This window comes from Streptomyces sp. CoH27 (genome assembly GCF_020181035.1).
Lineage (GTDB): Bacteria > Actinomycetota > Actinomycetes > Streptomycetales > Streptomycetaceae > Streptomyces > Streptomyces camelliae.
The window spans coordinates 72,754-86,445 of the sequence record NZ_JAIQYY010000002.1 but is presented as its reverse complement, the minus strand read 5'-3'; the positions used below and the strand labels follow the sequence as shown (position 1 = coordinate 86,445).

Here is a 13,692-nt window from a genome sequence, read left to right as displayed (position 1 = left end):
GGACGACGAGTCCGGAAGGGCGACGTCCCACGACTGCCCGGAGGCCCCCATGACCACCCCGGATCCCTACCCCACCCCGGTCCCACCCCCCGCACCCCCACCCGGCCCCACCCCACCGGAGCCGGGACCCCAGCCCCCGCCACCCCCGCCGTCCCCGGGCCCGGTACCGCCGGAACCGTCCCCGTCCCCGATCCCCCCGGGCCCGGAGCCGGTACCGAACCCCGAGCCCGGGCCGCCCCTCACGTGAGGCATCGGGTGAAAGCGTCGGGCCGAACGGCAAAGGGCCGCACGGAAAACTACGCCGAGACCTCGCTCCGGTCCCCGCCCCACAGCGTGTGGAACGCACCCTCCCGGTCCACCCGCCGATACGTGTGCGCCCCGAAGAAGTCCCGCTGCCCCTGCGTCAGCGCTGCCGGCAGGCGAGACGCCCGCAGCGCGTCGTAGTACGCCAGCGCCGCCGAGAACCCGGGCGTGGGCACACCCTGCCGCACCCCCGCGATCACCACCTCACGCCAGTCGTCCTGCGCGTCGGCGATCTCGCGGGCGAACGTCTCGTCCGACAGCAGGCTCGGCAGGTCGGCGCGGGCGTCGTACGCGGCGCGGATGCGGTCCAGGAACGCCGCCCGGATGATGCAGCCGCCCCGCCAGATCGCGGACACCGCACCGAGGTCGACGTCCCAGCCGTACTCCTCGCTGCCCGCGGCGATCTCGTGGAAACCCTGCGTGTACGACACGATCTTGGACGCGTACAGCGCCTGCTCGACCCGGTCGGCGAAGGCCGCCGCCTCCTCCTTGCCCAGCGGCGCCGCCTTCGGCCCCGCCAGCCCCTGCGAGGCCTCGCGGAGCCCCGCGTGACCGGACAGCGAGCGCGCGAAGACCGCCTCGGCGATGCCGGACACCGGAACGCCCAGGTCCAGGGCGATCTGCACCGTCCAGCGGCCGGTGCCCTTCTGCTCGGCCTGGTCGACCACGACGTCCACGAACGGCTTGCCGGTCGCCGCGTCCACGTGGGACAGCACCTCGGCCGTGATCTCGATCAGGTAGGAGTCCAGCCGGCCCTGGTTCCAGGTGCGGAAGATCTCCGCGATCTCGGCGGGTGAGTATCCGGCGACATCGCGCAGCAGCTGGTAGGCCTCGCCGATCAGCTGCATGTCGGCGTACTCGATGCCGTTGTGGACCATCTTCACGAAGTGCCCGGCACCGTCCGGACCCACGTGCGTGACACACGGCGCGCCGTCCTTCGCCTTCGCCGAGATCTTCTCCAGCATCGGGCCCAGCGAGTCGTACGACTCCTTCGGCCCGCCCGGCATGATGCTCGGCCCGTGCAGCGCGCCCTCCTCACCGCCGGAGACGCCCATGCCGACGAAGTGGATGCCCTGCTCGCGCAGCGCCTTCTCCCGGCGCCGGGTGTCCGCGAAGTGCGCGTTGCCGCCGTCGATGATCATGTCGCCGGGCTCCAGCAGCGGCGCGAACTCCTCGATCACGGCGTCCGTCGGACCGCCCGCCTTGACCATGATCACCAGGCGACGCGGGCGCTCCAGCGCCGCCACGAACTCCTCGGCGGTCTCGGTCCCGATGAAGTCGCCCTCACTGCCGAACTCCTCCACCAGCGCCTTGGTCCGCGCCACCGTACGGTTGTGCACAGCGACGGTGTAGCCGTTGCGGGCGAAGTTCCGGGCAAGGTTGCGGCCCATGACCGCGAGGCCCGTGACACCGATCTGCGCTGAAGTGCTCATGCCGCCTGCTCCCTGATCGCCTCATTGACTACGGCTCCGTCAGTACGGGTCCTCGCCCATCCTTACGTGCCGCTGTGGCGAGTGCACATCCGACCCGCCAGCCTTGAGTACGCGGCGACGGCGTCTGGAGCCTCAGTGTTCGGCGGATCAGGCCAAGCAGGGGCCGTTCCCGGCCACTTGGGCGGTGCGGGAGGCCGGATTTCCGTCTTGTCATGGCCTGTTCGCGGCGCTTACTTTTTCCCCTCCTGACGCATGCCGAGGGGACATCGGACATGGCCGTACGCGGCCGGCATCGCCGGTACCAGCCGAACAGGATCAACCGCGCCTCACTCACCGTCACGGCGGGCGGCGCCGGCCTCGCCATCCCGCTGGTCGCCGCCGGCACCGCCGACGCGGCCGACGCCGCCTCCTGGAACAAGGTCGCCGCCTGCGAGTCCAGCGGAAACTGGAGCATCAACACCGGCAATGGCTACTTCGGCGGGCTGCAGTTCACCCAGTCCACCTGGGAGGCGTACGGCGGCACCCGGTACGCGCCGCGCGCCGACCTCGCCGGCCGCGACCAGCAGATCGCCGTCGCCGAGCGGGTCCTCGACGGGCAGGGGCCCGGTGCCTGGCCGGTGTGCTCGGTGCGGGCCGGGCTGACCCGGGGGGACGCCGACCCCGCAGTGCACACGGACAGCGCGGCGACCCGGCCCGTGCACGCCGCGAAGAAGAGCTCCGCACGGGATGTGACGCCGCAGACCACTCCGCAGTCGCGCGCGGGCCGGGCCGAGATGTACACGGTGGTGCACGGCGACACGCTGTCCGGGATCGCCGAGGACCACCACGTGCACGGCGGCTGGCGCACGCTCTACGCCGGCAACCGCTCCACGATCGGCGCCGACCCGAACCTGATCCTCCCGGGCCAGCGGCTCGCCCTGCGCGGCATGGCCGCCCCCGGCACCAAGTCACCGCAGCGGAAAGCCCCTTCGGAGCACAAGTCCGCACCCCACAAGACCCGGACCCGGACCACCGGCCGTACGCTCGTCGCCCCGGTCGACGCCCCCATCGGCACCGGCTACGGCGTGGCGGGCGGGCACTGGTCGAAGGGGTAGCACACCGGCGTCGACTTCCTCGTGCCGACCGGTACCTCCGTGAAGGCCGTGGAGGCCGGGGAGGTGTTGGCCGCGGGCTGGGGCGGCTCGTACGGCTACCAGGTGGAGATCCGGCACGCCGACGGCCGCTACAGCCAGTACGCCCACCTGTCGGCGATCTCCGTGCGGATCGGGCAGCAGGTCGGCACCGGCCAGCGCATCGGCCGTTCCGGGGCCACCGGCAACGTCACCGGCCCGCACCTGCACTTCGAGGTGCGGACCGGACCCGCCTTCGGTTCGGACATCGACCCGCTCGCCTATCTGCGGGCCGGCGGCGTCACGATCTGACGCCCGTACGGTCCAGGGCCGGCAGCCGTACGAGGACGCCCGGTGCGGGGAGCACCCAGGCGGCGAGCGGTTGGCCGGCCTCGGCGTCCACCCCGGTGCCGGCCGGCGCCGACAGCAGGCCCCGCGCGGCCGGCCCGTCGAGCGTGCCGTCGGTCCGCGCGGGCCCGCCGGGCCGCTCCGCCTCGGGCGGTGTCGTCACCCGCTGCTGCGGCACACCGGGGAGCGCCGCCGACGCCTCCGGCTTCGCGGAGGCCGGGCCCGCGTCCGGCGCGGGGGCCTTTGCCGCCGCCGGCGTTCCGGTGCGCTCGATCCGTTCGGTCGTCAGCAGGACCAGGCCGCCCGCCGCCACCACCCCGCAGGCGATGGCGAGCCCGGAGCCCAGGTCGCCGTAGCGGAACGTCTCGCCGAACATCAGGATGCCGATGGCCGCCGCCAGCACCGGGTTGACCACGGTCTGCGTGGACAGCGGGGCGGCGAGACCACCGCCGCGGTAGGAGGCCTGGGACAGTGCGACGCCGGCGACCGCGAACACCCCGATCAGGCAGAGCCACGGCAGGTCGACCGGGTCGACGCCGCGGGTCCAGTCCTCGGCGACGGTCTTGGTGAACACCGAGGACATGCCGAACGCGACACCGGAGGCGGTGGCGAGCAGCACGCTGCGCACCGCGGGGTGCCGGTGCGCGGCCACTCCCGCGCCCGTCAGCGCGGCCACCGCGGCACCGGTCACCAGCGCGACCGCGACCCGCTGTGCTGTGTCGAGGGAGTGGGAGTCGGAGGAGCCGACCAGGGACAGCAGGCCGGCGAGGCCCACCGTGGCCATGACGGCGCCGCGCCAGGCGGCGGACCCGGCCCTGCGGCCGACGAACAGCGCCGCCATGGGCAGCGCGAAGACGATGGTCAGTGCGCCGAGCGGCTGGACCAGACTGAGCGGCCCGTAGGCCAGCGCCACCACGTGCAGCACACCGCCGAGCCCGTTGAGCGCGAGCGCTCCCCACCAACTCGGGCGGCGCAGCGGCATGTACGCACTGTCCGGGGAGGACACCGCGACCTGCTCCTGCACGATCGCGCCGCCGGCGTAGGCGAGGGCGGACACGACCGACAACAGCACGGACAGCGCGAGGGCGCTCATCAGCGTCTCCTCTGCGCGGGACGGGGGCCCTGAGCCCGGTGCGGCGTACGGTCGGCTTCCATGCCCAACACTCTGCCCGCCCGCGTCTGTTCCCGTCGTCGTCCCTGAGCACGCAATGCGTCCTACTGCCGATGGAGTACGACGATGACCCGATCATCCTTGGGACGGGTGTGCCTGGTAGTACTGCCCGTCGTGGACCTCGACCCCGAACTCGCCGCCCTCCGCCCGCTCGGCGGCTTCTTCGCCCTGCGCACCGACGAAGCGGCGCCGCCGACCACCCTCGCGCAGGTGTACGCGAAGACGTCCTCCGGCGTTCACCGCGACGCCCTGTCCGCGCGTGTCGCCGTGGTCGCCGAGCGGCTGCGCGCCCCCGAGCCGCGGGTCGCCGCCTCCATCGCCCAGCAGGGGCTGGCGGCCCGGCTGTGGTCGGCGGCCCTCGGCTGCGCCGCCCTGTACGGCCGGCTGCCCGACCTCGACCCCCGCCGCTTGTGCTGGGACCCCCTGGGGTCCGCCCCCGACGACCTGTGGCTGACCGGCGTACGCCCGCTGCCCGGGGACCCCGACCTCGTCGCCGGGGTACTGCACCGACACCTGGAACCCCTGGGGGAGACCCTGAGGGACCGTTACGGTGTCGCGGTCGGGCTGCTGTGGGGCAACGCGGGCTCCGCGCTCGCCGGCGCCGCCCGGGAACTGGACCGCTGGGCCCGGGCGAACGGCCGCCGTGACGTGGCGGACCGGACCCGCACGCTCACGGACGCCCTCTTCGCCCACCCCCTGCTGCGCCCCACCGGCACCCGCACCGGCACCGCGTTCCGCCGCCGCAGCTGCTGCCTGTACTACCGGGTGCCCGGCGGCGGGGTCTGCGGCGACTGCTGCTTCACGCGGCCTCCGCGCTCTTCCCCGGGGGCCGTCTCCGGGTGACCATGAGGGGGACCTGCCACCGAGACCAGGGGGTTGTCGGGTGCGAGTGGGACTGCTGACCCGGGAGTACCCCCCGGACGTGTACGGCGGCGCTGGAGTCCATGTGGAGTTCCTGGCACGGGAGTTGACCGCCCTGGTGGACCTGGAGGTGCACTGCTGGGGCGAGGGCCGCGCAGTGGGCGTCGTACGCCACCGGCCCTGGTCCGCGCTCGACGGCGCCAACGACGCGCTGCGCACCTTCTCCGTGGACCTCTCCGTCGCCGCCGCCCTCGAAGGCCGCGAACTCGTCCACTCCCACACCTGGTACGCGAACCTCGCCGGCCACCTCGCCAAGCTGCTGTACGGCATCCCGCACGTGGTCACCGCCCACTCCCTGGAGCCGCTGCGGCCCTGGAAGGCGGAGCAGCTGGGCGGCGGATACGCGCTGTCGGGCTGGGCCGAGCGCACCGCCGTGGAAGCCGCCGACGCGGTGATCGCCGTCTCGGGCGCCATGCGCGAGGACATCCTCACCTGCTATCCGGCGCTGGACCGAAAGCGCGTCCACGTCGTGCACAACGGCATCGACACCCGCCTGTACCGTCCGGACCACGGCACCGACGCCCTCCTGCGCCACGGCGTCGACCCCGACCGCCCATACGTACTGTTCGTCGGCCGCATCACCCGCCAGAAGGGCGTGCCCCAACTGCTGCGCGCGGTACGGGAGATCGACCCAGCCGCCCAGGTCGTGCTGTGCGCCGGTGCCCCCGACACCCCGGAGATCGACCGCGAGTTCCGGGAGCTGTACGAGGAGGTGCACCGGGTCCGCGAGGGCGTGCTCTGGATCCCGCAGATGCTGCCGCGCGCCGAGGTCGTCCAACTCCTCACGCACGCCGCCGTGTTCGTCTGCCCGTCGGTGTACGAGCCGCTCGGCATCGTCAACCTGGAGGCGATGGCGTGCGGCACCCCGGTCGTGGCCTCCCGGGTCGGCGGCATCCCGGAAGTGGTGGCGGACGGCACGACGGGGCTCCTGGTGGACGTGGACGACGGTTTCGAGGCGGGCCTGGCCCGGGCGCTGGACACCGTCCTCGGCGACCCGGAGGGGGCCCGGCGGATGGGAGAGGCCGGACGGGTGCGCGCGGTGGAGGAGTTCGGCTGGGACGCGGTGGCCCGCCGCACCGCCGGACTGTACGAGGAGATCCTCAAGGGGGCTTAGCCCGTGCGGGGTCGGGGCAACCATGGTTCTACCAGGGTGAGGGGAGCGGCCATGCGTCGTGGAGGGCCTTCCGTACTCGGGATCGTGCTGGCGGGCGGGGAGGGCAAGCGTCTGATGCCGCTCACCGCGGACCGCGCCAAACCCGCGGTCACCTTCGGCGGCACGTACCGCCTCGTCGACTTCGTCCTGTCCAACCTCGTCAACGCCGATGTGCTGCGCATCTGTGTGCTGACCCAGTACAAGTCGCACTCGCTGGACCGGCACATCACCACCACCTGGCGGATGTCCAGCCTGCTTGGCAACTACGTCACCCCGGTCCCGGCCCAGCAGCGCCTCGGCCCGCGCTGGTACCTGGGCAGCGCCGACGCGATCCTGCAGTCCCTGAACCTCGTCCACGACGAACAGCCCGAGTACGTCGCGGTGTTCGGCGCCGACCACGTGTACCGGATGGATCCGCGGCAGATGCTCGCACAGCACATCGAGGGCGGCGCCGGGGTGACGGTGGCCGGCATCCGGGTGCCGCGCGCGGAGTCCTCGGCCTTCGGCGTGATCACGCCCGACACGGACGGCCGTACGATCCGCCGCTTCCTGGAGAAGCCGGCGGACCCACCCGGACTGCCGGACGCCCCGGAGACCGTGTTCGCCTCGATGGGGAACTACGTCTTCACCACCAAGGCCCTCGTCGAGGCGCTGCACCGGGACGCCGAGGACGGGCAGTCCGTGCACGACATGGGCGGCTCGATCCTGCCCCAGCTCACGGTGCGCGGCGAGGCCCAGCTGTACGACTTCGGCGACAACCACGTGCCCGGTGAGACCACCCGCGACCAGGGCTACTGGCGGGACGTGGGCACCCTGGACGCCTACTACGAGGCGCACATGGACCTCATCGCCGAGCGCCCCGCCTTCAACCTGTACAACCGGCAGTGGCCCATCTACACCCACTCGGGCCAGCTCTCCCCGGCCCGCTTCAGCGCGGGCGGCATCGCGAGCGAGTCCATCATCAGCGCGGGCTGTCTGATCCGTGGTCAGGTCACCCGGTCCGTGCTGTCGCCCGGCGTACGGATCGACCCGGGCGCGGTGGTCCAGGGCTCGGTGCTGCACGACAACGTGCACATCGGCCGGGGCGCGGTGGTCCGGGGTGCCGTCCTGGACAAGAACGTCGAGGTCCCGCCGGGTGCGACGATCGGCGTCAACCCGGAACGGGACGCGGAGCTGTACACGGTCTCGGCGGGCGGGGTGATCGCCCTGGGGAAGGGTCAGCGGGTGACCTGACCGCCGGACGGACACCCCGTCAGACGGCGCGCGGACGCGACGCGTTCCGCGCCGTTCCCTCCGGTTGCCCGGGTTTGCGTCGTCAGCCCCTCAGGATGCAGGGAACGATGTCGAACCTCCGGAGGTCATCCGACATGAGAGGGACCCGGCGTACACGGCTGTGCCTGGCCGGGGTGATGACAGCGTCCGCGCTGATCGCCACCCCCTCCGCATACGCCGCCGAGCGGACCGATGGACACCTCACCGACCTGGTCAACCCCTTCATCGGGAGCCAGGACGAGGGCAACACCTTCCCCGGCGCGGCCGTGCCCTTCGGCATGGTGCAGCTCTCCCCGGACACCGGCCACTTCGCCGGCTACGACTACACGCAGAACCGGGTCCGCGGCTTCTCCCTCGTCCATCTCTCGGGCGTCGGCTGCCGCATCGGCGGCGACCTGCCCGTGCTGCCGACCACCGGCGACGTGACACAGACGGACTACACCACGTACGCGGCCTCCTTCGCGCACCAGGACGAGGCGGCGAGCCCCGGCTACTACCGCGTCGGCCTCTCCTCCGGCATCCGCGCCGAACTGACCGCCACCGAGCGCACCGGCGTCCAGCGCTACACCTTCCCGGCCACCGACAAGGCCAACGTCCTGCTGAACGCCGCCCAGTCGCTGCACAAGCCGGTCTCCGCCACCGTCGAGATCCTCGACGACCACACCGTGCGCACCGAGATCACCGGGCACGGCTTCTGCCGGGACACCCGCCCCTACACGGTCTACACGATCACCCGCTTCAGCCGGCCCTTCACCGCCTACGGCACCTGGGACGGCCGGAGCGTCACCCCGGGCTCGCGCAGCGGACACGGCGGCGCCTACGTCCGCTTCGACACCAGCAAGGACCGTACGGTCGAGGCGACCACCGCGCTGTCGTACGTCGACTCGCGCGGCGCGGCCGGAAACCTCGCCGCGGAGGGCGGCCGGTCCTTCGACACCGTGCGCGAGCGAGCCCGCGCGGAGTGGGAGCGGAGGCTCGCCGGCGTGCACGTCCGGGGCGGCACACAGACCCTGCGCCGGACCTTCTACTCCTCGCTGTACCGGTCCTTCCTGGCGCCGAACATCGGCGGCGACACCGATGGCCGTTACTTCGGCTGGGACCGCCGGGTCCACCACGCCGATGGGTTCACGTACTACCAGAACTGGTCGCTGTGGGACACCTACCGCACCCAGGTGCAGCTCCTCGCCCTGCTCGCCCCGCGCGAGGCACGGGACATGGCCCGCTCGGTGGTGGCGATCGACGAGGACGGCGGCTGGCTGCCGAAGTGGGGCTACGGCCCGGTCGAGACGAACGTCATGAGCGGCGACCCGGTCACCCCGTTCCTGACCGCCGCCTATCAGACCGGACTGCTCAAGGGCTTCGCGGAGCGGGCCTACCGCGCGCTGAGGAAGAACGCCGACGGTGTCCCGCCCGCCGAGTACCCGGGCATCGGCCGGGAGGCCAACGCCGAGTACATCGCGCACGGCTTCGCCCCGTTCATCGAGAACCGCCCGCTGGCCAAGATGGGCGACTCCGACTACCACCACGGCGCGTCCGTCACCCTGGAGTACGCGCTCGCCGATGCCATGCTGGCCCAGATGGCCCGCGGCCTCGGCCATGACGCGGACGCCGCCCGCTACGCCGCCCGCGCGCAGAACTACCGGAACATCTTCGACCCCGGCACCGGCTTCTTCCGCGCCCGCGACGCCTCCGGCGCCTTCACCGGCTCGGCCGACCCGGCCCGCGGCACCGGCTTCCATGAGGGCACCGCCTGGCAGTACCAGTGGCTCGTCCCGCAGGACGTACCCGGCATGGTCCGGCTCATCGGCGGCGAGCGCACGGCCAACGCCCGCCTGGACTCCTTCTTCGCCTACGACAAGCTGCTGGCCGACCCCGCGAGGACCGCCCGCGAGGTGTGGGTGCACGGCGACGCGTACGACTACTACAACGCCGCCACGTACAACCCGATGAACGAGCCCGACCTCATCGCGCCGTACACCTATCTCGCCACCGGCCAGCCCTGGAAGACCACCGACGTGGTCCACGCCGCCCTGACCCTGTTCACCGACGGACCCGGCGGCATCACCGGCAACGACGACCTGGGAACCATGTCCGCCTGGAACGTGCTGTCGTCCATCGGCCTGTTCCCGATCCAGCCCGGCTACGGCACCTGGGGCCTGTCCACGCCCGTCTTCGACCGGGTCGACCTCACCCTGGACCGCCGCTACTGGCCGAGCGGCGGGCTGACCATCGCCGCGCCCGGCACCTCGGCCACCGACCGCTACATCCAGGCCGTCCACACCGACGGCACGCCGCACGGGCGGACCTACGTCACGAACGACGCGCTGCGGTCGCTGCACTCGCTCGCGTTCACGGTCGGCCCGCGCCCGTCTGAGTGGGGTACGTCACCCGGGGCGGCGCAGCCCGTTCTGAAGTGAGCTGACATATCACGTGGTCCCGCCCCTACCCACCCTTGTTGGAGGGGCGGGACTTAATCTGCTGTTAACTGAGCGTAGCCTGATCATACTTGACCGTAATCGCTTGTCGGAGATTCACTGCGAGTGACTGCACATCCACCCGTCGTCGCGCGTGAGGCAGGCCCTTGACTTCCGATCTGCTCGCTCCACTCGACCTGGCGTTCTGGAACATCGAGTCCGACCGGCATCCGATGCACCTCGGCGCGCTCGGCGTCTTCGGTGCCCACTCGCCCACCGCCGGCGCCCACGCGGCCGACCTGCTCGCCGCCCGCGCCGCCGCCGTACCCGGGCTCCGCCTGCGCATCCGCGACGTGTGGCAGCCGCTCGCCTTCGGCGGCGCCGCCCGCGAGACCGACCCGGACTTCGACCCGCTGAACCACGTCCGGCTGCACGCCCCGACCGCCGACTTCCACGCGGTGGCCGGCCGGCTGATGGAACGCCCGCTGGAGCGCGGCCGCCCGCCGTGGGAGGCGCACGTCCTGCCCGGCGAGGACGGGATGTCCTTCGCGGTGCTGTTCAAGTTCCACCACGCCCTCGCCGACGGGCTGCGCGCGCTGAAGCTCGCCGCCGGTGTCCTGGACCCGGTGGACCTGCCCGAGCGGCCGCCGCGCGCCCTGGAACCGCCGCGCGGCCTGCTGACGGACGTACGCAGGCTGCCGGGCATGGTCCCCGGGCTGGTCCGGGGCGCCCTGTCCGACGCGGGCCGGGCCCTGGACATCGGCGCCTCCCTCGCCCGGTCCACGCTCGGCATGCGGCCCTCCACCGCGCTCACCTCGGCCCCGAGCGGCACCCGCCGCACCGCCGGCGTGGTCGTCGACATCGACGACGTGCACCGGGTGCGCAAGAGCGCCGGCGGCACGGTCAACGACGTCCTCATCGCCGTCGTCGCAGGCGCTCTGCGCCGCTGGCTGGAGGAGCGCGGCGAGTCCACCAAGGGTGTGGCGCCCCGGGCCCTCATCCCCGTGTCCCGGCGGCGCCCGCGCACCGCGCACCCGCAGGGCAACCGGCTCTCCGGCTATCTGATACGGCTCCCGGTGGACGAGTCCGACCCGCTCGGCCGCCTCGACACCGTGCGCACGGCGATGGTCCGCAACAAGGACGCGGGGCCGAACCGGGGCGCCGGCGCGGTCGCGCTGCTCGCCGACCACGTCCCGGCGCTCGGGCACCGGCTCGGCGGGCCGCTGGTCGGCCAGGCCGCCCGGCTCTGGTTCGACATCCTGGTCACCAGCGTGCCGCTGCCCGGGCTGGGGCTGCGCCTCGGCGGACAGGAGCTGAGGGAGGTGTATCCACTGGCCCCGCTCGCGCCCGGGCAGGCACTGGCGGTGGCGATCTCGACGTACCGCGGCCGTGTGCACTACGGGCTGGTCGCCGACGCGGAGGCCGTGCCGGACCTGGACCGGTTCGCGTACGCGGTGTCGGCCGAGGTCGAGACGCTGCTGTCGGCTTGCGAGCTGTGAGGGACGGCCACCCGCCCACCCGTGCCACTCTCGTCGTCGGGTGCGGGTGGCCGCCGTGGGGCCTCTTCGCCCGTCGGCGGCCTGCGGGTTCGATGTTCGAGGGTCCCCACCCGCACCACCCGCACCAACCGCACCACCCTCGCCCAGGGTGCGGGTGGCTCCCGTGGGGCCGCCTCGCCGTCGGCGGCCGCGGGTGTCCCCAGGGGGTTTCCTGAGACGGTTTGGTTCCTGACCCCCGCTCTCCGTAAAATTCCCCGTTCGAAAGCGGGCGCGAGTCGGCGCGCTGCGCGGGTGATCAGGGAAGCGGCAGCGCGATGACGGTGACAGAGGACGGCTCCATGGCCTCCATGGCCACGGACGAGGTGGTCTACGGGCCGGGGATCGACCCGGAGCGGCTGGCTGTCTGCCTGAGCGTGCTGGAGGAGCTCGACCAGCTCGACGTCGACCACCCCGACGCGATCAGGGTGCGGCGGGCCACCTCGCACATCTACCGCACGGTCAAGCAGCGCCGCCGCCAGGAGCGCCGGGCCGCCAAGACCGCGCACGACCGCGCCGTCACCGAGGCCACCGCGACCGGCTCCGCCGAGCGCATCGACGACGAGACCGAGGGCCTGCTGCCCTCCTCCAAGATCGAGGAAGGCAAGATCGCGGGCATACTCCAGCGCCCGCGCTCCTGCTACACCTGCAAGGGCCGTTACGTCGAGGTCGACTACTTCTACCACCAGCTCTGCCCGGACTGCGCCCGCACCAACCGGGCCAAGCGCGACGCCCGCGCCGACCTCACCGGCAAGCGCGCCCTGCTCACCGGCGGCCGGGCCAAGATCGGCATGTACATCGCGCTGCGGCTGCTGCGCGACGGCGCCCACACCACCGTCACCACACGCTTCCCCAAGGACGCCATCCGCCGGTTCAAGGCGATGGAGGACTCCGCGGACTGGCTCCACCGCCTGGAGGTCGTCGGCATCGACCTGCGCGACCCGGCCCAGGCCGTCGCACTGGCCGAGCAGGTCGCCGAGGCGGGCCCGCTCGACATCCTGATCAACAACGCGACCCAGACCGTCCGCCGGCTGCCCTCCGCCTACGCGGCCCTGGTCGAGGGCGAGACCGCCCCGCTGCCCGCCGGCGAGCTGCCCGCCCACTCCGTCATCGGCGCCTTCAACTCGGGCGCGGTCGACGGCATCGCCGCGCTGCCCGTCGGCACCAGCGGCCTGGACGCGCAGAAGGTCGCCGACCTCGCCCTCGTCGCGGGCAACGCCAGCATCGCCCGCCATGTCGAGGGCACCGCGATCGACGCCGGCGGCCTCGTGCCCGACGTCGTCGACACCAACACCTGGGTGCAGACCATCGAGCAGATCTCCCCGGTGGAGCTGCTGGAGACCCAGCTGTGCAACTACACCGCGCCGTTCATCCTCATCAGCGCGCTGCGCCCGGCCATGGCCGACGCGGCGAAGAAGGCGGCCAGCAAGCGCGCCTACGTCGTCAACGTCTCGGCGATGGAGGGCGTCTTCAGCCGTGGCTACAAGGGCGCCGGGCACCCGAACACCAACGCCGCGAAGGCGGCCATGAACATGGTCACGCGGACCAGCGCCCAGGAGATGTTCGACACCGACGGCATCCTCATGACCTCCGTCGACACCGGCTGGATCACCGACGAGCGCCCGCACTTCGACAAGCTGCGCCTCGCCGAGGAGGGCTTCCACGCCCCGCTCGACCTGGTCGACGGCGCCGCCCGGGTCTACGACCCGATCGTGCGCGGCGAGGCGGGCGAGGACCTGTACGGCGTCTTCATGAAGGACTACGCGCCCGGCAAGTGGTGAGCCCGCTCACGTGAACCGGTGGCCGGCACGGGCGGGTGTCCCGTACGGTCAAGCGGTCGTGCCGGAGTGCCCGGTGCGCAGGGGACGCGTTCCTCGTGGTGGAAATCCTCGTGCAGACCCCATGGGACCGCGGCCCCTTCGAGGGCCAGGCCGCGTCGCCGCCTAGTGCCGCGGCAGGCAACGTCTGCCCGTCAAGGAGCGGCGTCCGGTGCGTGCTCTGGGGGTCCCCCCGGCCGAAGGCTGGGGGAGTGC

At 72.7% G+C, this 13,692-nt stretch carries 8 protein-coding genes and 1 pseudogene; 7 read left to right on the top strand and 2 right to left on the bottom strand.

Annotated features, from left to right (window positions below):
* Positions 1-296: 296 nt before the first annotated feature.
* The gene (gene gndA, locus LE548_RS03200) at positions 297-1,736 is read right to left on the bottom strand and encodes an NADP-dependent phosphogluconate dehydrogenase (protein WP_225095059.1); all 1,440 of its coding nucleotides are present in this window, start codon (positions 1,734-1,736) and stop codon (positions 297-299) included.
* 272 nt (positions 1,737-2,008) lie between these two features.
* Between gndA and LE548_RS03195 the strand changes: the two are divergent.
* Positions 2,009-3,157, top strand: a pseudogene (locus tag LE548_RS03195) (transglycosylase family protein).
* Here the strand turns inward: LE548_RS03195 and LE548_RS03190 are convergent.
* The gene (locus tag LE548_RS03190; RefSeq protein ID WP_225095058.1) at positions 3,147-4,286 is read right to left on the bottom strand and encodes a DMT family transporter; all 1,140 of its coding nucleotides are present in this window, start codon (positions 4,284-4,286) and stop codon (positions 3,147-3,149) included. The pseudogene LE548_RS03195 and the gene LE548_RS03190 overlap by 11 nt on opposite strands.
* Positions 4,287-4,430: 144 nt before the next feature.
* On the opposite strand from LE548_RS03190, the gene LE548_RS03185 reads away from it, so the two are divergent.
* From LE548_RS03185 to LE548_RS03160, 6 genes are all read left to right on the top strand, one after another.
* On the top strand, positions 4,431-5,207 hold the full coding sequence (locus LE548_RS03185; RefSeq protein WP_225095057.1) for a (2Fe-2S)-binding protein: 777 nt from the start codon (positions 4,431-4,433) through the stop codon (positions 5,205-5,207).
* A gap of 40 nt (positions 5,208-5,247) precedes the next feature.
* Positions 5,248-6,399, top strand: coding sequence for a glycogen synthase (gene glgA, locus LE548_RS03180; protein WP_225095056.1), 1,152 nt, complete (start codon positions 5,248-5,250; stop codon positions 6,397-6,399).
* Positions 6,400-6,450: 51 nt separating this feature from the next.
* Positions 6,451-7,671: a glucose-1-phosphate adenylyltransferase gene (gene glgC, locus LE548_RS03175; protein WP_225095055.1), complete on the top strand. Its 1,221-nt coding sequence runs from the start codon at positions 6,451-6,453 to the stop codon at positions 7,669-7,671.
* Between the two features lie 134 nt (positions 7,672-7,805).
* Positions 7,806-10,127, top strand: coding sequence for a GH92 family glycosyl hydrolase (locus LE548_RS03170; RefSeq protein WP_225095054.1), 2,322 nt, complete (start codon positions 7,806-7,808; stop codon positions 10,125-10,127).
* Positions 10,128-10,291: 164 nt separating this feature from the next.
* Entirely contained in the window at positions 10,292-11,623 is a 1,332-nt protein-coding gene (locus LE548_RS03165) for a wax ester/triacylglycerol synthase family O-acyltransferase (protein WP_225095053.1), read from the top strand.
* A gap of 314 nt (positions 11,624-11,937) precedes the next feature.
* Positions 11,938-13,440, top strand: coding sequence for an SDR family NAD(P)-dependent oxidoreductase (locus LE548_RS03160; RefSeq protein WP_225095052.1), 1,503 nt, complete (start codon positions 11,938-11,940; stop codon positions 13,438-13,440).
* Positions 13,441-13,692 lie beyond the last annotated feature (252 nt).